This is a genomic window from Cytobacillus sp. IB215665, from assembly GCF_033963835.1.
Taxonomy (GTDB): Bacteria; Bacillota; Bacilli; order Bacillales; family SM2101; genus Nanhaiella.
This window is the reverse complement of record NZ_JAXBME010000027.1, coordinates 1-19,903: the sequence shown is the minus strand read 5'-3', so window position 1 is coordinate 19,903 and position 19,903 is coordinate 1. Positions and strand designations below refer to the sequence as shown.

The following is a 19,903-nucleotide window of genomic DNA, read 5'->3' as shown; positions in this document are numbered from 1 at the left end:
TTAACCACCTCCGATTGGTTTACTAGTAGTAGCACCTGTTTCAGTGTGGGTATGATTCTTTAATGAAATGCCATCAGCAACAACATCCCCTGTTACATTTATATTTCCTGCAGCATTAATATTAATTGATCCATTTGATTGAATTGATAGTGTATGAGTTTTTGTGTCATATTCAACAGTAGTTCCATCCTCAAATGTTATATGCCTTTTGCCTTCATCTATAACGGGTGGTTTATCCTCTTCTGAGTAAATAGAGCCTAGTATATAGCCTTTGCCCTGTTTGGTGAAACTGCAAAAAACATGTTCCCCAACCTTTGGCATCCAGTAAGCTTTATTCTTCAGTGAGCCACGTACAACAATTTGCAGCTCATCAGAAAGAAGATCCTCTTCATCCTCAAAAGCTACTCTTGCCGTGCATCGATCAGGGTAAATTGTTTTTACAATGCCTGTTTTTTCTTCCATCAATACCCCTCCAAGCATCGTCTTAATGCTAGTTGAACACTATTCTGCGAGTTGATAGATTGAGTAATAATGTATTTACCGTCAAACTTCCCAAACTCTTTTAAAGTGACTGTTACGCCAGCATCTAAATGTTTAGTAGATGTGACAACTAAATTTACTAGAGTAGCATTTTTATTTTTTTCTCTGAGCCTTTTCTTAGCAAGCCTTTGACCTTCAGCAACTGATTTAACTTGTTCTTTGACAACTAATGTTCGGCCAACTTTTGGCGCTTTAGGTGGTGTAAATGTTGTTTTAATCGTTTTCTTTTTACTAGAATCGCTATATTGAACACGGCAAGCCTTGTACGTGCCACTTAATGTTGTTCTTGCAGACCAATGTTTGACCTGGATCTCATCACTTTCCTTACTTCGTCTGTTAATGGTTGCTACTGGATCCTTATTCTCATAATCAGCTTCATCGAGGATAACAATTGCTTGATTAGATAGCTTAAGACATAGCCCTTCATCGTTGCACAGTCGATGTAAAAAAGCCAAATCCGTTTCGCTAAGTTGCTCGTATCTATCTTTTTTAGGATTGTCGTTTGCTTCAAAATAAAGCTTCAGCCCGTTTTGTGAGGCAATGTCACCAGCAACCACTTTTAAGGTTGTCTTTTCCCACGCCTTGGACTTTTCTTCTCCCCTAATGCTAGAAGATTCAGGAACGGACAAAGCTTTTATAACGACTTCTGAAGGCTCACCACTGGCATCTATTTCATCAAGTTCAAACTTACCTATTTTGGTTTTGATAACCTGTTCTTTCCAATTCTCTTTGCAAATGATTCCCTCTAATAGAGAGCCTTTTGTGGGGAACCAATCACCTAGCCATTTATGCTCGGTATCTTCCAAAGTAAGTGAGATATCATCAATCTGACCACTCAAGTTGTCGGTAAATGTCCAATCTATTAAATTCTCACTGAGATCTTCAGTGATATTATGCTTGTTATAGGTGATATCTAAGTAAGTACGTCTACTATTCATAGTTCTTCATCCTCGCCTAACCAGGCAGGCCTCTCAGTAACAATTGAGGTATCTACTTTAGGAATATCTAATTTAATACCACCTGAGAAAATAACGGTGCTACGATGTTCTTTATTTGCCTCCAGTAAAATAGGGAGTGAATATTCACTCCCCAATTGTTTATATGCAATAATGTCCCAGGTATCACCTTGTACCGTAATGTAGGTTTTAGTCATTGAAACTCACCCTCTTGCTTTGTACTTTAGGCAATTCAATGTTATTGATCCGAGTTTCCAAGTTGTTTAAAGCTTCTACAACTCTATCTCCGGCAGTTTGTATGTTTTTAAGAGAAGCCAGCCACCCACTTGCTTGACCTGTCCACATGGTTAATAACTCTAAGTTATCTTTCACTTTATCAGCATTGGTTTTAATATCCTTGAATGAACCCTCTAATGCTTTTGTATCGGGCAATGCTGCTACTGCATTACTTGAAGATGTTGGTGCTGCTTGACTCGCTTGCCTTGTTTTATCAACGGCTTTTCCACCAAAGAACTTTCCTCCTACGTAGCCACCTAAACCACCAACAATTCCACCTATTATTGATCCTATCCCTGGTGCAAGTGCAGTTCCTAAAGCAGCACCAGCTTTAGCTCCACCGATACCTCCAGCAATTCCACTCCCTGCCTGTACAGCCGTTTTTGCTTTATCTTTAGATTTAAATATGTTATAAGCCTCTGCAGCAAGCGCCACAGGTAATACTGCTTTTTTTGCAACCCCCAGGGCTGATTTCCCCAACCATTTGAGAGCATTCCCACCTTTGGCTGGTACTTGAGCAATTGCTTTTTTACTTCCTTGAGGCACAAGACTTTTCACAGATGCTTGCTTTCCCTTGTGGCGTGACATTCTACTTCCTTCAGGTGTTGATGTTGGTAATACCGCCCTTTGCGCTTTTACCATCTTCTTATTACTGCCTTTTTTGGAGAGTTTGTCTAAGCCCCATTTAGTCGCACCTTTAGCGCCTTTTACCATCAAGCCACCGCCAAGCATCCATGCAGCAAAGCCTGTTCCTGCAGCCGCAGCCACGTTTCCTTCCATCAAGTTACTTGCAGATGATTTAACAGCACCCGTAAAGGCACTCGCCCAGGATTTTGCAGCCATTTCACCAAGTTGGGAGAAAATCTTATTCATACTCTCGCCACCTGAACCTGAGAGCCAACTTTCTGTTTTCCCCATAGTTTCATCCAACATGTAGACAAACTTATCACTGAAATCCATATCCTTGTACTTATTGAATTTCTTCAAGTCCTCTTCATATTGGGCCATAGCTTGAGAATGGAATGATTGTCCGTCAATCATTCTCATATCATTTGCGTTAAACTCAGGCTTAACAGGCATTTGAACCGAAAACGGCTCAAAGATATCACTTAGCCCTGCAGCAAGCTTTTGACCAGCTTTTTCAATTTCACTTGATTTACCGTCAATTCCTGCGCTAAGACCAGAAAAAAGATCCTGAAATACAGGAAGAATAGGTGAAGAAAATTTAATTTGTGCTGATTCAATGGATCCCTTTAATTCTTCAAGTGCTCCCCCGTAATTATCTTTCATAGCTTTTGCTGCATCCATTGCTGACCCTTCAGAGTTGACAAGTGCCGTTGTCATCTGATTAATCTTATCAGGGCCTGCAGAGAATATATTCAGCATCCCTGTTGCAGCCTCAGTACCGAAAACCGTTGTGGCATATTGTACTTTCTGAGTTTGAGTAAGATCTTTAGTAGCCTTATTCCAATCGCCTGCTATTTCAGCTAAGGACTTAAATTCTCCTTGGCTATCAGTTACCGATATGTTTAATTTATCCAAGGCTGTTGAAGCTTCTTTAGGTGGATCTGCTAAACGAGATAATGACATTCGTAATGCTGTTCCGGCTTGCTCCCCTGAAAGCCCCTTATCAACCATAATCCCTGTAACGGCTGCTAATTCTTCCAAGCTTATTCCTACAGTTTTAGCTAGAGGCGCAGAATACTTAAAGGAATAACCAAGGTCCATAACTCCGGCTGCTGTTTTGTTTGCGCTCATGGCCATCACATCAGCTACGTGGTTTGCATCTGAAGCTTTCAGCTCAAAAGCGTTCAAGGCAGACGTAACAACATCTGAAGTCATGGCTAAATCTTCGCCACTTGCTTCGGCAGCCGCCAATATGCCAGGCATGGCTGCTATAATCTTGTTTGTGTCCATACCTTTTGCCCCGAGCTCTGTCATAGCAACAGATACCTCAGAGGCAGAAAGGCTTGATGTAGCTCCTAGTTTTAATGCTTCGTCACTTAATTTTTTAAGCTCAGATGATGAGGCTCCTGCAATAACGCCAGCCTTTGTCATTTGCGATTCAAAGTTCGCTGCTTTATTCATAGAATTAAAAGCTACACTGGTGGCTACTGCTGCAGTACCAACCGCAGCAATACCAGCCGTTGCCTTAACTGTACTAACACTACTACTAAAAGATGATTTCATGGTGTTGATCCGGCTTTGAGCACGTTCTAATTGCTTTAGTTCTTTTGTAAGTCTTGTTGTTTCTTCTGCGTACTGGCTTTGATGTATTTTTCCTCTTCTGAAATCATTACCCAAAGAATCCAAAGCCCTTTGGGTTTGCCTGGCTTCGTTTTTTATTCCTGTAAGGCCTTTTGTTACTTTCGAAAATGAACTGGAGAAAGACCTTTGGAGGTTTCCTCCGATTTGAAACGACATTTCGTAGTTTTTTCTACCCATCGGAATCCCCCCTCATTGCTGCTATGTCCTCTTTCCACATTCTTAATTCAAGAATAGTTTTAGATTCCCAATATTGTAGACCGTCCCTAGTAACTCCAGCAAAGGTTAAGAGGATTTCTCTGAAGTCTCTAGCTCCTCCTGCTCCTCCGACGATCTCAGCAAAAAATTTCTCACTCCAAAGGTAACTTCAAGGAAATCATTAATTGGTAACTTCTCCAAATCATCTTTAAGAATACCGCAAGCTTTTGATGCCAACCTTAAAAGGATTTCTTGGTCATAAACATCAGCAAATCCTCTGGTTTTTTCCCTTCTCATCTCCATATCAATTTTTAATATATCTGCACCTGTTAAATTTTCAAGGTTTAAATCGATCTCCTTAAGTTCTTTTCCATCAATTTTAAACGGTTTAATTAATTCAATTTTCATGTTTATTCCTCCTTTATAGTCCTAATCCTTCACGGATTTTTTTCATATAATCGATTCCATCAACTACATAGATATAGTTCATTTTGTCAAGTTCAACTATTGTTTTTCCTTCACGCTCTAGTTTTATATAAGTGACCTCAATTTCTGTTGATCCTTCATACCCAGATCCTTTAGCAACTTTCCCTAAATCATTTTTAATAACTTGCCCTTTTACCAAAACTCGTTGAGGTGTAAAGGCGTGATTCGCAGCAGCTACCGCATACTCTTGATTAACAATTCTGCAATCGAGCTGCAAAGCTTCAGGCTTCAGAAACTCAGTCAATTCCCCTGTGATCATTCTCCAGTTTAACGTTAGTTTCATGCTCCCAAAGTGTCCGTAGTTTGCAGCTTCGTATTCACCAATAATTCCTGCTCCTGTGATGCTTTCCGTCATAGCATCAAAAGAAGGGAGTTGCAAATCCGCAACCCCCCTTAAGTCTGTAGAACCGTTTGGGTATACCCTATAGTCATTTACTTTTTCCGGGATCACCTTTGACATATATCATTCCTCCTTATTCAAACAATCTATTGTAATAAGTGGCATCGAACTCAAGTAAAAATTCTATTTCTCTTGCTGGCGTTGGTTCAGCGAGAGAAACATGAAACCGCACTGTACCGTCTAATAGATCAGTTGTTGGATTTTCCTCTTTCCTGAATTCCACTTTTCCACCAACTAATGCGCCTGTTGATGTTAAGCCGTTGAGCCAAATGTTGAGGCTATCTACAATTGTTTCAATCAATCTTTTATTAATTGGTCCATCAACTTTCTGCCAAGTTGTAAGAACAATAGTATTTGCAATCCAATTGTGCATCCGCCTGACAGGAATAAACGTATCTTTCACATCAGAAGTACCAGGATAAGCCCCTGTTCTATTTCCCCAGGCTTTCCATCCTCCACTGAAGTTTAATGCCGTAACAATTCCTTGCCCGTTTAAGTATGCTGCTTGATCAGGTCCCAAGTTAACTTCTGTGCCATCTTCTAAAACAGCTCTATTCATCTGCAAATTCTTGTTAGAAGGGCTCACATAAGGGATATCACCGTTTTCTGCATCCGTTCGTGCATTAAGTCCAGCTAATTGAGTGGATATGTGATAAACCTTGTCACCTAGGGCTACTTTTGGCCAACAAACAGCTTCATTTGCTCCTGTGTAGTTATTTTGGTTTTTCCACTCAGCAACTTTTGAATAGGTATCTGCTGTAGATGAATCAACATCCGTTAATGCTGCAGCCTTAAAGTACGTATTAATATTCCCAGCTTTAGCTTTCATCACAGCCTCAACGGTTGGCTCCGTGCTGAATCCTGGAGCAAGTATTTGACCAGGAATAAGTCCAAATTTAGGGAATACGTTGTTTATCAGCTCTAGCCCTGTGGCTTCCCCAGTATCAACATCCACACCACCAATAATGTCGTCATTATCAACCTTTGATGGATCTAGCTTTGTATAAGATACATAGAGCTTTTCCTGTTCCGCAGTAACCCCATCGCCTGGAATAATAGCAATTACTACTTTGCCATCATTATCAAATGTTGCGAGATAGTCTGTATTTTTGACTAATGCTTCTGCTGCATCATTAGTTAGTTTTACAGTCAATTTATCTAGCAATATGCCTTGTTCATCAATAGTGGCTTTTTGATTTACAAGGTTTATTTCTTTCTCTCCAGTAGTGTTATGAGTTTCAGGATCCAATACATTGATAAAAACTACAGGCGCAACACCAAAGAGCCTAAATGAACTGTCCATGGCTTCGCACAAGGTGTAGTTCTCAAAATCATCTGAGTACCCTAGTGCTTCAACAGCTTCAGTTAATGAGTAAGCTAATAAAGGTTTACTGAAATACTCATCTGTTTTTGCTAGATTAATCGGTGCTGTACCCACGACAACTTGCAGCCCTGCAGTAGCTTCAATTGGCGATATGACTGACGTTGGTACTTCCGATACATAAACACCATGTCTGTAACTCATTATTTCACCGCCTTACTAAAATACTTTTTCGCTTCCTGAAAGCGAATATTCTCAACGGTACCTGGTTGGCTTACGTTGTTTTCAAACTCTGCAAATTTTCCTGACTCCACGAACAGTGTTTTTAGTGTAGGAGATTTTTCTAAATGGTCCTTTAAATGGGCTGGGTACCCATTTTTATAACTAGAATATCGAGCAATAAAATTATTAGATGGTCCCACATAAATTAAAACAGCCCCTTTAGTAGAGGCTGCTTTTTTCTTCTTTTTAGTTGTCATAATCAAACCCCGTTTCTGATTGGACTTGAGGTTCGTTAAAACTCAAATCCATGATTGCATGCCAAAAAGGTACTAATTGCTCTTCGAATAGTTCTACTTGGATCTGATTCGTAAGGGCAAATGCACCTAATATTTGTTTTTTCTTCAACTCAATTTTGATTCTAGTTGCAATGTTTAACGTGTCACGCCAGCCATTTTGTTCATCTTCGCTATATGTACCTATAACTAGACGAATATTAACAGAATCCCCATTAGAGAAATCATCTGTATTCGATACAAAGCGAGCAATAACAAAAGGATAATCTTGAGGTGTTAATCTTTCCTCGCCATCATCATCCTCTGGTGGGAGATAGCCAGCATACACAGAAGGTGCTTTATTCTCCCCTTTTATTTTGGTAGTTAAATCATATTCTTTAACTACACCTTCAATAAATTTAACCAATTCATCTACTAAATTAATGGGCGTTGTCATGATCTACCCCCTAACAATCTGTTAATCTCATGCTCTAGCCTTGTATCTAATACCTCATAAGCTCGATCCTCAACATGTTTTACAACTGATTCATTGCCAAGCATCTGAGGAACTGACGGACCATAGTGCCCCTTAATAGGGAGCCTCTTATTTGAAACTCTCGTAAACACATTTATGTGTCCGTTTGATGTTTCGGCTACAAAGCCATCTTTAAAAGGTTTTTTTGATCCCTTTTTCACAGTAACAACAATAGGTGTTTTCCGTTTAGGTTGTGGTTTTTTAGGATTAACTTTAAACTTGATTAAATCAATCTTAGAACCACGCGAACGAACACTTGCATTCAAGTTACTAGAATTAGCTTTCTTTATTTTGATAGTGTCTGTAATACCCTTATGCTTGATAATATAAATATCCCGTGCTGATCTACTAGCCTGTGTTTTGGCAGCTTCTGCAGCACGGTTTATAGCTCTTGCTGTAACAATGGGAATTTGACCAGGAGTATTAGCAAATATACCCTCTAGTTTTTCTAACTGTTCTGCATTAATTTTTATCATAGGGCATCACCCGTAACTTTCATTTGCCTCTAAACTGATTTTTAATATCTCGCCTGTTACAGATGTATCAACAACATAATAATTTTTGCCATCTAATTTAATTCTTTTCCCAACAGATGGCTTTTTATAGTCAGAAGCTTTTAGGTAAATCGTAGTTACAGATTCATAGATGCTTTGAGTGGCATTTTCAAGGTCATTCGCTCTCCCCGATTTCTCTCCGAATCCATCTTCATAAATTATCATCACAACTTCCTTCGAGCCTAAAGTATGCACCTCACCGAATTCATCTGTATTAAAAAAAGTGTTTAAATCAGATTTTAAATAATCACGCAGCTTAGGCATGATTAATCAACTTCTTTTGTAGCAAGAACTTCATCCACCTTGTCTTGCGTTATAATTTGTTCAATCACAGAGTCTTTCTTCTTCACATCTTCTTCACTTAATTCCACGCCTACAGCCTTTGCTGCTGTAATCAATGGATCTTTATTAAATGCTTGGTACAATGCTTGATGTAGTTCCTGGTACTCTTGTTCTGTTATTTCTATATAGTCACTATCTTCACTGATATTTTCTTGATCAACTTCATCTGCTAATTCAGTAGTATGACTGCCTTCAAGCAATGGGATAGTCCTTACTTCCTCTGCAAGCCCCTTTTTAATTAAACGCTCTGCTTCATTTACAGGTAGATCAATTGGTTCACCAACCGGCACAATTTCCTTTCCCTTTTGAATGGGCCACCTACAAATAATGTTCATTTACCTCACCCCTTACAGCACTTGAGCAATATGCCAAGCATCTACTTCATGTGGAACAGGTAACGGACGGCTATTAATCTGCAAGAATCTAGCATCTGGATCATTTTGAACCCATGATTTAGGTATTCTTGTTCCTTCAAACGTTCCGAAATTTTCACCGTTTTGAATAATGTTTACCGCACCATATAACATTGATGAACGAGAACGGGTAGAACCTAAAAATACTGTACCTTCTGGAACCATTGGCTTTTCTGTAGGATTTTCAGGGTCTGTTTCATCGTCATAATACCACTCATCATAACTGTAAATATCTAAACCTAACGCAGATATAGAACCAAGATACGTCACACCATTAGGGAATGTTTGTGGATTGATTTGTCCCATGATAATTCTACGATTATCAAGTAACTCTTTTGTTTTAGGATGGTTAATAAAACTCTCAGTTACATCACTTGCCAAAATAACTCGGTCAGGTGTTGTACCAGAGGCTTTAATTACTTTCAAACGCCATTCTTTCAAATCTGCGTAAGGGTTTGAATTCGGATCATCCCATAATTTACTTCCAGTAAGCACAACTTTATTTGTAAAATTGAAGTCTAATACTTGATCAACACCATCACCCACCATATGAACTTGTCCAGTAAACAGCACCTGTGAAGCCATCCACTCTTCACGCCTTGTAATCATATCGTCAAGTTCCATAAGGTCATTTGCTAACATTTCAGCTTGTCTTTCTTCAGGTGTTGAACCGCTATAAATATTTTCTCCCATTGAACGTTTCGACAAATCATCGGCTGTAATAACTCTTTTAGGCTTAATTAACGGAGCTTTAAAGCTTTTTGTGTCAAATCCCTCTCTTGCTATTACCTTTCCAGCTAGTCTTGGTGATACAAACGGAGCCATTTTTCTACGTCCTTTGTAATAATCAACATCTACAGTTTCAGTAGTGAAAGTACGATTATTTGAAAAGAAGGTATCTTTTAAAAATGTATTAACAGGCTTCATTTGTCTTACAGCTTCTAACATTGTACGTGGATCATATAAACTGATTGTCATAAAATTAAATCCTCCCTATCCTATTTTCTTAATGAAAATGCCCATTTCTCTTAATGATTGCCTGTGATTACCTGGTGTATCTGCCCCACCAAAAGTAAGCTTATCTTCATTGAATTCTCCAGTGAGATAAACAACAGCTTCCATATCTCCATCTGTAGTATCAACATCATCTGTTAAAATTCCGTAAGGACGTTCCGAACCATCAGATTTACTAGAATCAACAATAACGGAACTGCCATCTGCAGTTAAAAGACCGACTACTGTTCCACGGGTGTATTGATTTCCACCTTTTAAAGTAACAACCCCTGTTGTAATATTCTCTTGGCCACCAGCTATGAGATTGTCAAAATCTCTACTACCAATATCAGTTACTAATTGTTCCGGCATGGTCAATTACCCCCTGTTTTTATTAATGAAGTTAGCAATGGCGCTACCTTTTTCTTTTGCCTCTTCATTTACCGTTTTTTGATTATGTGGTTCTTGTGGTGTAACGTTGTTAATACCTGAATTTTGAGCGTCATTTTTTACGTTGTTTAAATAATCATTACGTTTGGCACTTTGAGCATTCAAAATGTCCAATGCTGCTTGTTCTGCAGTATTGAAAGTTTCATATTTTGCTTTATTAATAATTTCATCATTACCAGGATTACTGTCTTTCACTTTATCCAGGGCTTCAATTCTTCCCCTTTCTTGTTCTGCTCCTGCTTGTATGGCTTGATTATAAATATCAGGGTGCTCATTTTTTAATTCTTCAAGATTTTTCACTGTTTTTTTCACCTCGTTATTAGTATTTTGAACAATGTTTTGTGGCTCATTTGATGGATTTGCTTGCTGTTTTGGGAGCTTAGGAGCATTTGTGAAACGAGATAAATCAATGTTTACTCCATTAAAAATAGCCATTCGCCCCTGCATGCTTGCAGTCACCGACATGGCTTCTTCTATTTCATCTGCTAATCCAAATTCAACGGCTTCACTAGCTCCAAACCAAGATTCATTGTCCATTTTTTCTACTATTTCATCACGATTCATACTCGTTCTCGCTTCATAAACATCTACAAGGGAATCACGAATTTTATCCAATAACTCTGCTGTTTCCCTCAATTCATTTGCATCACCTCCCCATACACTAGACATTGGGTTGTGAATCATAAAAAAAGATCCTGTAGGGATCACGATTTTGTTACCAGCCATTGCAATGATAGACGCTATGGAGGCTGCAAGACCATCAACAAACACTGTTATGTTTGCTGAATGTCTTTTTAATTGATTGTAGATAGATAATCCAGCAAAGACTCCACCGCCTCCACTGTTAATTCTCACATCAATGTTTTCAACATCACCTAAATCTGCTAGATCAGTAGCAAAATCTTTTGGTGTGATAGAATCTCCCCACCAATTGTAATCACTGATTTCACCGTATATTTTAATTTCACCGCTATTCTTCTTCTCGTTTTTCACCATGTTCCAAAACTTCTTCTGTTTCTGAGTCAATGACCATCAAGCCTCCTTCTTCGAGAATTTTATTTTCCCTTATTAATTGACGGACATTTGTTTCAAAGTCACCGCCTGTCAATTCGGCTGTTTCTCTTTCCCTTGTACTCAGCTTTTGTTCAATACGTTTCGTTGCTGCATTTACTTCTTTCAGTGGATCAATTTGACCTGGTGAAGGTCCATGCCACTCAGCTTTTGTATATGCTTTTCTAATGAGTGGATCATCAAAGAATCCCGGTGCAAGGATACGCCCCTTTGCTACAGCTTCAGCAAACCATTCCTCATAAATAGGCTGGCAAAAATCTGATACAAGCCAAGCTCTACGCATTCGAAATGACTTCCACGCTTCAAGTAATGCAGCACGACTCGCTGAATAGCTTGCCGTAAAGTGTTTGACAAGTAATTCATAAGGTATTTCTAATGCTGCTCCAACTTGCCTAAGAATGGCAGTCACAAATGTATCAAATACAGCATTAGGTCTACCAGGATTCGCTGTCTCTACTGTTTCACCTGGTAGTAAATTAATAACAGAACCATTTCCAAGTTCAATGGCATCGTTATTTTCAGGATCTAATTGTTCATCTTCTTCTAATCCACTAGCTAATGGATCATCACTTTGATTACTTTGGACAAAGACTGTAAATAGCCCTGACACTACTGCAGCCATTAATTCCGCCTCTGTGTACCTTCCTATCTGCTTTAATGACTCAATGACCGGGGCTAGGATAGGAACACCCCTGCGCTGTTCTGGACGTTCAGACTCCATTAAATGAAGAACATTGCGCCTCCCTGTTTCTTCACCAAAAACCTCTACTCTTGACCACTCTTTTTTCTTTGACTGAACCCCTAGTGGATGCTGATTGACAAAGTGATAGGCTATAACCGCCCCATTTTCATCAACTTCAACCCCGCCCATAATGTCTTTATTTTTCTTTTGATCAGGGTTACAACAGCGATCTGCCTCAATCAACCTTACACAAATGTCATAGGTGCTGTTTTTTCGCTCAATGAAAGGTAACAATGCGAAAGTGTCTCCACTCATTAATTGAGAAAGATACGCTAATTGTTGTAAGTCGTAGAAGTTATTCATTCTGCTTGCATCACAATTCTTAGAATCTGCCCACAAGTCGAATTCTCTTATAATGTTTTGCTTGAATTCTTTCGCTTCATCCTCCGACATACCTAAAAAATTGGCATCAAAAGAGGGCTTTAACTTTAATCCAGTACCAATTACGTTTGTTCGTGATGTTTTTAATGCCCCTGTTGCTAATGCAGCTCCACCTGAATACAAATCCCTTGATCTTTGACGTAATACATCAAGGTTTTTAATAATATCCTCATCTGGTGAACCACCTCTGTAATTCCACCCAAGTAATGACTTTTTGGTCCTACTAGCTCCATGGTTCCCATATCCTGAATTCACCAATTGAAGTTTTTGCCTTGAAACCTGCCTTTTTAATCCCCATTTAGGTGATATGCTTGAAATTACTTGATCAAGACGGTTCATAAATCACGGGGAACAATACGTCTTGCTCGTCTTTTACCTGACTGAAGTCGTATAACTTCTCTTTTCCAATACTCAACTTGTTTACGAATTTCCCCTAAATCGGCACGAGTCAATTGTGATGGTCCCATACGATAAGATTGACCTGTTGAAACAGCAAGTTCTGCTTCAAGCCACGCATCTAAATGTTTCTTCGCAGTTGCTAAATCCCACGGCATTGTTCCGTTCACCTCCTATTGCACACCTTTACTTAATACACCACGTTTTCTTTTTACACGTTTCTTTCTCACAAGTTGTTCTTTATCTAAATCAGGGTTCAATATCTCAAGGGCTGCAGTTGCATAGTTCCTTAAGTCAAGTGGTTCATTTCTAACACTTCCTACCTTTACCCACTCAAACCTTGGTCGTCCTTTATGGTACCTAATGACTTTCTTCTCTGAGGTTAAACCACGGAAATATTCTTCGTCATACCCTTTATCAGCTTGGCTTGGAAAATGACAAAATCCTGGACCTTGAAATTCCTTTTTAAGCCTAGATACTACTAGTTCCTTCCCTGAATCAACTCCCACAATAAATAAAGCGCATTTCTCACGTTTTGTACGAGACATGCGCCCAATAAGGGGAACACCTTGGCCCCCTTGCCCTTTTATAGCAAATATTCTCCTGTGCTCTCTTGCTTTACAAAATCTATAAACCTCTGTCGTATGGTGACCGCCTGAATCAATTGCAGTACAAGAAACTTTCAAATCCAAAGCATCTTCACGTTTCCAAGTGCGATCAAGATAATCATCTAGTTCATTCCACACTTCAGGTTCACTAGGATCCCCATAAAAACGCCTATATTCAATACCCCATGATTCTTTTCCAGCTCCCCAACCTACAACTTCACACTCAAGCCTATCGCCCTGTACATCCACGGCAGCCGTTAATACTTTTACACCTAAAGGAACGTCAACCTTATAAACTTCACGCTTATCTATCAATGAGTTTTCGTCTAATTGTTCCCCATCTTCTTCCCACGTTTCACCAAGAGAAGTATTTACCCACACTTTCATACGCTCGTTGTCACCTTTTTTCTGTACTTCTCTTGCCTCTTTAAAATCATTCACTACTTCTTCCCAGCGTTTCCAAGGGCTAGATAACTCATTAAGATGAAAACCACGAGCTTTTACGTTTGTTTTCCGAGCCACCCATCTACCTTTTCCTGCTTTCCATTCCTGTTCGGTAAATCTGAACCCACAATCTTCACATTCCATTGTGATTGGTTGCTGGTCAAACTTGATCTTCCCCCAAGTTAAAGGCTGGTATTCTTCACAATTAGGACAAGGCAAGTGCCACTGTTCCATTGTTGAATCTTCATAAGCAGATTCAATCCTTGATACACCCTTAATTGTGGGCGTACTCACGAGGATTTTCTTTCGATTCCAAAAGGTATTTGTTCGTTTAGATACTAGTGAAACGGGATCACCTTCAGAGCCTGCTGATAAAGGAAAACGATCCACTTCATCAAGTAAAACAATGCGAATTGGTCTACTAGCAAGAGAAGCCGGGGAATTAGCACCAGCTAATGTAATATGACCACCAGCAAATTTTTTGTGTAACAATGTATTACCACTGTCCCTTGATTTTACATCCTTCACCTTACCTTTGAGTGTTGGTGAATCCCTTAACATAGGAGCAAGCCTGTCTTTAGAAAACGCCTCAGCCATCTTATCAGTTGGTTGTACTAACATCATAGGTGCTGGATCATAGTCGATAAAATATCCTGTGACATTCAATAACAGTTCCGTTTTTCCGACCTGGGCTGAGGACATAATGACTACTGTTTCATATTCAGATGAATTAACAGCATCCATAATTTCACGTTGATAAGGTGCTCTATCTGTTCTCCATTGTCCTGGCTCTGCAGATGCTTCTGGAGATAGTTTTCTATATTTATCTGCCCATTCAGATACTGTTAGGGTGGGAGGTGGCGCAAATTGTTTAGCAATGTTACGAAACAGTTTAACAACATTTTTATCCATCATCCTCCAACTCCACATATTCAGAACCATAAAACACTTCTGGATCATATTCGGACAGCTCAGTTAAAGCATCGTGCATTTCACTAGTTAGCTTTTCTTTAACCACCGCAATTTTTTCTAAATTCACTAATTGAGGTGCTAGTTTTGATGGTAATGCTAAGATTTTTGAACGGACGGCTGCAACCATGTCATTCATGACACTTTCAATATCTTCTGATCTATGTGTTTGCCCCTTCATAAGTGATAAATCAAGCTCAGCTTTTTCACGCTTGGCTTTAACCAATAAGGTTTCTTCAGTTGTTTTGTCTAATTCTTCTTCAGGAGTTTCTTGAAGCCGTATATATTCCACATACTTTTGAATCGATGCTGGTAAATCAAATTTACCGTGAGATATTTTTACAAGCGCACCTTCTGATTCTAGTTGTCGTATTCTTGCAGTTGTAAAACCAAGGATTTTCGAAATTTGAGCACTTGTTACAACTTTTAATTCTTTGCTTAAACCTTTATTTGACAAGGGTTTCACCGCCTTTCAAAAAAATATTTCCCAAGATTTATATTCGAAAACGAAAATGACCTTTTTTCATTTGAAACTAGCCAAATTTCGGGGTGGCGACTACCCGCAAGGAATTTAAGTCCCAAAAGAACCTAGTATTTCTCCATATAAAAAAGCACTCCTGAAGGAATGCTCACAAGTATGATGGCTTATCCATTACTCTTTTCGCTTTCTTTTTTAAAATTTTTATATATTGGATATATTCTTTGTTTATCCAAATTCTTTCACCATTAACTGAAAACCACCTGCTAGCTTGTAGATCATGCTTATATAAGATGTCATCAATGCTTTTGGCATCGAATTCTTCTATTACAGTTGATCCATCTGGGAAACTATATATAACTTCATACTTTTCTAGACTCTCCATGTTAACACCTCCTTTACTCTACTTATTTCGACAAAAGGAGATATCTTCCTGTATTGGTAAATTGAAAATTATATGAATAAAGCCTACCCATTGGATAGACTTTGTAACTCAATATTTATTAACCACCTGGCTTTGGTTCAACTGGATCTAAATGATAGCCTCCAGGTTTAACTGATGGTCCTCCACCTGGCTCTGGATTAATCGGATCTAAATGGTGCCCTCCAGGATTGATAGGATCTTTTCTCATATCATTCACCCTTTCAAGTTAACTTATATCAGGATCAATCGGAGGCATAAACCCTCCTATCGGTTCATCTTGATTAAAAAATCTTTCACCTGTAGGAACTGGAACGTCACCACTTCCACTTCTACTACGTCCGCCTGTAGGAACTGAAGTGTCTCCGGCCATCATCGTATCACCTCGCACATTGTTGTTATACTAATAGATTCTATATTTATTATTTAATCCCTTTAACAAAAAGAGAAGCCTACCCATCGGATAGACTTTAAACACTAATATTATACTAAGGAGGAATGTGAGACAACTACTTCACAATATCATAGTAACATCCATGTACTGTACATAAAATGCCCTCTTTTTGCCCTAACTTACAAATCGTATACCATCTACACCAAAGATAAGACTTGATATCTCTTTTGCTGCAGAATCAATATCTTTGTAAACAGTACGATTATCAATGTTATGGGTTTCAGCTATTTCACTAGCAGTCATTTTATCCTCTGAAATGTACATGAGATAAACCGTTTCATATCTTCTCATATCCTCAGGCTTACTTGAATTCTCGCATATAACTTTGTAGATACTTAGCATTTGATTCATGAACTTAACCATTGCTAACGTGCGCTTTTTACTACGTCTGATGCTTTCTACAGCAAGCTCATTGACCTCAATCATATCATCGAGTATTGATTCATTAAGGATATTAATGTCCTCTGTAATTTCCTCTGTATGAAGAACAAAGGAACGGTAATTCTTCAGTAATAGCTTTGTGTTGCGTAGCCGTTTATCTCGTCTTTCCTTTTCTTCTTTTCTTTTCTGCTCTTCCATATATTCAATCGCTGCATTTACTGCCGTTTCAGCACTGATCTTAGCAACTTGTTCCATTAACGCTGTGTGATTGGTTTTCTTTTTATTCATCCCTTCAATGCCTCCTTTGCTCTGTAAAGAAAATGATGATAGATATAGTTACCTGTAAATATTGGATCAATAAACACAGTAGTAAAGTTGTATCTTGCTTCAAACGTCTTTATGCTTGCCAGTAATGATTTGGGCTTGTATTCACTTCTGTAATCGCCCATCAATATTTTTCTGTACCCGTCCATATCCTCAATCAGTAACAAGAAAGGGTGTTTAGATCCTCTTATCAGTTCATTTTCAAAACGTTGTCTATCCTTGATTGAACTCACAAGTTCATTGATACTATTTTTCCTCTCAATTACTGCATTAAGGTATATATCACGCATGATCCCTAGCTCCGGGTTTTTAGGTATCATTGCAGCGTAATCGCCTGTTTTCATGGCTTTTTGTTTGTATGGAATTTTCTTTTTATCGAAGTACTCAAGGATATGTTTATTTTGCTGCTCTCTCGTATCTGTAATAATCACAAGACTCTTTTCTATTTTCTTAATCTCGGTATCTGTAAAGTGCATCTGTAACGCTGTATTCATGCAGCAACCCCCTTGAAATATGACATAGCCCTTTTGTATAGCTCTGCTGCTATTTGGTCCGTGTCCTTGCTCTCGTAATCTGTAAAGTTATCATGATGATCCTTCCAACCGTTTTCTGCTAATTGATTGAACAGCTTCACAGTTTGTTGAAAAGCTTCATCATCATGTTTTAACCAATCATTTATTTTGAAATTAATTTCCTGTTCTATACCTAATAAGAAATTAATAATTTTCATCATCGTTTGCCTAACATTTTGGCTGTTTTTCATGGCTATTTCACCCCCACAAATTTGTAGAAAAAATGCCCTGTTTTGAAGCTATCCATTTTGCATTTAATTTTCGTGCATTTTGACACGCTGTAATCCTTGGTATATCAACGTTTTAGGGTGACAATTAAACCCATGATATTTGTTTATATATTACTAACTATTATGGGGATTAACTGTCACCCCTAAATGCGATTAAATCAACGTTTCTAGCCCCTCTTTAGTACGGTTCTCAATCTGCGCAAATTTACTCTTAATTACAGCTTCAAATGTCTTGCCTTTTTGCTTACTGTAATTCAATGTAATAGCCTTAACTGTATCCATGTTCAACTCGAACCTTTCAACAATACTCTCTAGCTTAATGATCCCTACAATTCGCTTGTGTCGTTCCTTCTTGTTTCGAACCTTTTCAAACTCAAGCATCTTCTCAACTAATTTCACGTCTGATTTTGTGGTTTTCGTTTGTTTAGCAATCTTTTTAAGGCACCTCTCAAACTCAACATTAGGCATAAATCCCTCAAGTTTAAGTAATCCTACCAATACTCTTTTGGTCTTGCTGGGGCGAGATAAAGCCATCAAGTAGTTTGCCTCTGCTAGATGCCTAATCGCATTGTAGAAGGCGTGTGTGTCGGCCTTACGATGCACCTTCGTAACTATCTTGTGACAAGTTCGGAAGTCAGCTAGATTAGTAATTTTTGTGAGGCAAGAATAATGTATAGGTGACACAACTTGTTTGAACTCATTAAGCTTCACTTCGTCTTGTTCCACAAATGCCTTGTAAATGTCTTGTGTGAACATTTGACCTATGCCGGAAGCCTTTTCCTCTTCCTCTTGTTCTTCTAATTCATCAAGTTCATTCAGGATATCCCTTATGAATGTTAAGTCTAGTTTCTTCTGACGGATCTCTTCGGATATGTTCAAGATGCCTTCAGATTTCATGTGAAGAGCTTTTTCTACTGCTTCAATAAATGCTATTCGATAACCGTAAAAGTATCGTTCTTGCTCTTCTGACACTGCGTGACGCAGGAATAATGTATCTATTTCTAAGCCTTCCATACCTTGATAGATGCCATATCTACGCTCGATAATACTTGAACGAAATAAGCTAGGATCAAAGTAAGGGTGGCCATTGATTTCACTAACAATTTGTGTCGCCAACCGTAGGCGAAATTGGTACGCATTCTCTAGTTCAAACCTTTGTTTATCCTTGTTGCGTGGCTCTTGCATGAAAACGGAAAACCTTCTGTATGTGTTCCGTAATCTGTTCGATATTTGTTTAATAGATGAATAATTAAACAGGTTAGAATAATCGTTACAGACTGCAATAACTTCCCATTCAACATCATTTTGAATGTTCACTCCATCAGCAATAACGCTCGTTGTTAAAACTACTTGTACATCAGAATCTATCGTCTCACTATCTACTAATTGCTTGTAGGTTGGGTTGCTCTTACTGTTCGCATTTATCGCTCGTACCTTTATTCCCTTGCGTTGTAACAACTTCTTAAGCTTCTCAATCTGCTTTTTTGACTGTATATATATCAATAATTTGCGCTTGCTTGTCCATACCTCAATTAATTGTGCTAGTTCAGGCAACGAGTCAGCTTTCTTTTCATAGGTGTACACTGCAAACTCCTGGCATGGTGACTGAGGATTTCCGTTATCAATTTCAATTACTGTTTCAAATTCATTTTTGTAAATATCATCAATCGTTCCACTTAAACCTACAAATGACGCAGCTTGATGGCTGATTTCATGTAAGTTTTTGATAGCTTCATAGCGATAATTCAAATCATAATCTGTTACAAACTTGTGCATCTCGTCTACTACTAAACTAAATTTCATATTCTCATTTAGTATTCGTAAAAACTCAACTAACACAGGTGCCATATCATAGGTTGATATGAAAATACGCTTGCCACTTCTTACATAATGAGCAACCTCTTTAAACAGGTTCTTAGTTTGCCCCTTCACGCACATTAGCTTATGTTTAGTAGCATTCTGCAAAGTTAGGGCAATTGTTGGAGCTGAAAATATGTAAAAGTGATTTTTCTCGCTCTCCAGTTCTTTGAATGCATCTAAAAATGCCGTTGTTTTTCCGCTTCCAGTAGCAGAGTTTACTAATATTCTTTGCTGCCTACTAAGGATCTCTTTTGCTGTATCTTTCGGAATGTACCTTTTTACTTTGATAGCTTCATGGTTGTATGTCGTGGGCGTGTGTCCGCTAGGCTCATAGTATTGGAATTTGCCT

Annotated in this window: 26 protein-coding genes; all 26 read right to left on the bottom strand. The window is 38.6% G+C overall.

The features are described 5' to 3' along the window. Window positions 1-462 (bottom strand): phage baseplate assembly protein V, encoded by a 462-nt coding sequence (locus tag SLH52_RS21710; protein WP_320211294.1) that lies wholly within the window; start codon window positions 460-462, stop codon window positions 1-3. Next, the gene (locus SLH52_RS21705; protein WP_320211293.1) at window positions 462-1,478 is read right to left on the bottom strand and encodes a phage late control D family protein; all 1,017 of its coding nucleotides are present in this window, start codon (window positions 1,476-1,478) and stop codon (window positions 462-464) included. Before SLH52_RS21705 ends, SLH52_RS21710 begins: the two co-directional genes overlap by 1 nt. Then, window positions 1,475-1,693: a tail protein X gene (locus tag SLH52_RS21700; RefSeq protein ID WP_320211292.1), complete on the bottom strand. Its 219-nt coding sequence runs from the start codon at window positions 1,691-1,693 to the stop codon at window positions 1,475-1,477. The genes SLH52_RS21705 and SLH52_RS21700 overlap by 4 nt, the downstream gene beginning before the upstream one ends. After that, window positions 1,686-3,962, bottom strand: coding sequence for a phage tail tape measure protein (locus SLH52_RS21695; RefSeq protein WP_320211346.1), 2,277 nt, complete (start codon window positions 3,960-3,962; stop codon window positions 1,686-1,688). Before SLH52_RS21695 ends, SLH52_RS21700 begins: the two co-directional genes overlap by 8 nt. Before the next feature lie 360 nt (window positions 3,963-4,322). Further along, on the bottom strand, window positions 4,323-4,643 hold the full coding sequence (locus tag SLH52_RS21690) for a phage tail assembly protein (RefSeq protein ID WP_320211291.1): 321 nt from the start codon (window positions 4,641-4,643) through the stop codon (window positions 4,323-4,325). A 13-nt stretch (window positions 4,644-4,656) separates the two neighbouring features. Beyond that, window positions 4,657-5,181, bottom strand: coding sequence for a phage major tail tube protein (locus tag SLH52_RS21685; RefSeq protein WP_320211290.1), 525 nt, complete (start codon window positions 5,179-5,181; stop codon window positions 4,657-4,659). A 13-nt stretch (window positions 5,182-5,194) separates the two neighbouring features. Beyond that, window positions 5,195-6,646: a phage tail sheath family protein gene (locus SLH52_RS21680; RefSeq protein WP_320211289.1), complete on the bottom strand. Its 1,452-nt coding sequence runs from the start codon at window positions 6,644-6,646 to the stop codon at window positions 5,195-5,197. Continuing rightward, window positions 6,646-6,921 carry a hypothetical protein gene (locus SLH52_RS21675; RefSeq protein WP_320211288.1) on the bottom strand — a complete coding sequence of 92 codons (276 nt, stop codon included), beginning with the start codon at window positions 6,919-6,921 and terminating at the stop codon, window positions 6,646-6,648. Before SLH52_RS21675 ends, SLH52_RS21680 begins: the two co-directional genes overlap by 1 nt. After that, window positions 6,911-7,393: a hypothetical protein gene (locus SLH52_RS21670; RefSeq protein WP_320211287.1), complete on the bottom strand. Its 483-nt coding sequence runs from the start codon at window positions 7,391-7,393 to the stop codon at window positions 6,911-6,913. The genes SLH52_RS21675 and SLH52_RS21670 overlap by 11 nt, the downstream gene beginning before the upstream one ends. Continuing rightward, window positions 7,390-7,947 (bottom strand): phage tail protein, encoded by a 558-nt coding sequence (locus SLH52_RS21665; protein ID WP_320211286.1) that lies wholly within the window; start codon window positions 7,945-7,947, stop codon window positions 7,390-7,392. The genes SLH52_RS21670 and SLH52_RS21665 overlap by 4 nt, the downstream gene beginning before the upstream one ends. Window positions 7,948-7,953: 6 nt before the next feature. Beyond that, on the bottom strand, window positions 7,954-8,289 hold the full coding sequence (locus tag SLH52_RS21660; RefSeq protein WP_320211285.1) for a hypothetical protein: 336 nt from the start codon (window positions 8,287-8,289) through the stop codon (window positions 7,954-7,956). A 2-nt stretch (window positions 8,290-8,291) separates the two neighbouring features. Beyond that, window positions 8,292-8,702: a hypothetical protein gene (locus SLH52_RS21655; RefSeq protein ID WP_320211284.1), complete on the bottom strand. Its 411-nt coding sequence runs from the start codon at window positions 8,700-8,702 to the stop codon at window positions 8,292-8,294. Window positions 8,703-8,714: 12 nt separating this feature from the next. Then, a complete protein-coding gene (locus tag SLH52_RS21650) occupies window positions 8,715-9,758 on the bottom strand; it encodes a major capsid protein (protein WP_320211283.1) in 1,044 nt (347 codons plus the stop codon). A 15-nt stretch (window positions 9,759-9,773) separates the two neighbouring features. Further along, window positions 9,774-10,145 (bottom strand): head decoration protein, encoded by a 372-nt coding sequence (locus SLH52_RS21645; RefSeq protein WP_320211282.1) that lies wholly within the window; start codon window positions 10,143-10,145, stop codon window positions 9,774-9,776. Window positions 10,146-10,151: 6 nt separating this feature from the next. Then, window positions 10,152-11,249 (bottom strand): head maturation protease, ClpP-related, encoded by a 1,098-nt coding sequence (locus tag SLH52_RS21640; RefSeq protein WP_320211281.1) that lies wholly within the window; start codon window positions 11,247-11,249, stop codon window positions 10,152-10,154. After that, entirely contained in the window at window positions 11,194-12,756 is a 1,563-nt protein-coding gene (locus SLH52_RS21635) for a phage portal protein (protein WP_320211280.1), read from the bottom strand. Before SLH52_RS21635 ends, SLH52_RS21640 begins: the two co-directional genes overlap by 56 nt. After that, window positions 12,753-12,983, bottom strand: a complete 231-nt coding sequence (locus tag SLH52_RS21630) for a DUF6148 family protein (protein WP_320211279.1) — start codon at window positions 12,981-12,983, stop codon at window positions 12,753-12,755. The genes SLH52_RS21635 and SLH52_RS21630 overlap by 4 nt, the downstream gene beginning before the upstream one ends. Before the next feature lie 3 nt (window positions 12,984-12,986). Further along, on the bottom strand, window positions 12,987-14,780 hold the full coding sequence (locus SLH52_RS21625) for a phage terminase large subunit family protein (protein ID WP_320211278.1): 1,794 nt from the start codon (window positions 14,778-14,780) through the stop codon (window positions 12,987-12,989). Further along, window positions 14,770-15,291: a hypothetical protein gene (locus tag SLH52_RS21620; protein WP_320211277.1), complete on the bottom strand. Its 522-nt coding sequence runs from the start codon at window positions 15,289-15,291 to the stop codon at window positions 14,770-14,772. The genes SLH52_RS21625 and SLH52_RS21620 overlap by 11 nt, the downstream gene beginning before the upstream one ends. A 172-nt stretch (window positions 15,292-15,463) precedes the next feature. Continuing rightward, the gene (locus SLH52_RS21615) at window positions 15,464-15,697 is read right to left on the bottom strand and encodes a hypothetical protein (protein WP_320211276.1); all 234 of its coding nucleotides are present in this window, start codon (window positions 15,695-15,697) and stop codon (window positions 15,464-15,466) included. A gap of 118 nt (window positions 15,698-15,815) precedes the next feature. After that, entirely contained in the window at window positions 15,816-15,944 is a 129-nt protein-coding gene (locus SLH52_RS21610) for a hypothetical protein (protein ID WP_320211275.1), read from the bottom strand. Window positions 15,945-15,962: 18 nt separating this feature from the next. Beyond that, window positions 15,963-16,106 (bottom strand): hypothetical protein, encoded by a 144-nt coding sequence (locus SLH52_RS21605; protein WP_320211274.1) that lies wholly within the window; start codon window positions 16,104-16,106, stop codon window positions 15,963-15,965. 195 nt (window positions 16,107-16,301) lie between these two features. Continuing rightward, entirely contained in the window at window positions 16,302-16,856 is a 555-nt protein-coding gene (locus SLH52_RS21600) for an HTH domain-containing protein (protein ID WP_320211273.1), read from the bottom strand. Then, window positions 16,853-17,386, bottom strand: a complete 534-nt coding sequence (locus SLH52_RS21595) for an ERCC4 domain-containing protein (RefSeq protein ID WP_320211272.1) — start codon at window positions 17,384-17,386, stop codon at window positions 16,853-16,855. Before SLH52_RS21595 ends, SLH52_RS21600 begins: the two co-directional genes overlap by 4 nt. After that, the gene (locus SLH52_RS21590) at window positions 17,383-17,655 is read right to left on the bottom strand and encodes a hypothetical protein (RefSeq protein WP_320211271.1); all 273 of its coding nucleotides are present in this window, start codon (window positions 17,653-17,655) and stop codon (window positions 17,383-17,385) included. Before SLH52_RS21590 ends, SLH52_RS21595 begins: the two co-directional genes overlap by 4 nt. 192 nt (window positions 17,656-17,847) lie before the next feature. Continuing rightward, window positions 17,848-19,903 (bottom strand): DEAD/DEAH box helicase (locus tag SLH52_RS21585; RefSeq protein WP_320211270.1); only part of this gene is annotated, 2,056 nt, incomplete at its 5' end.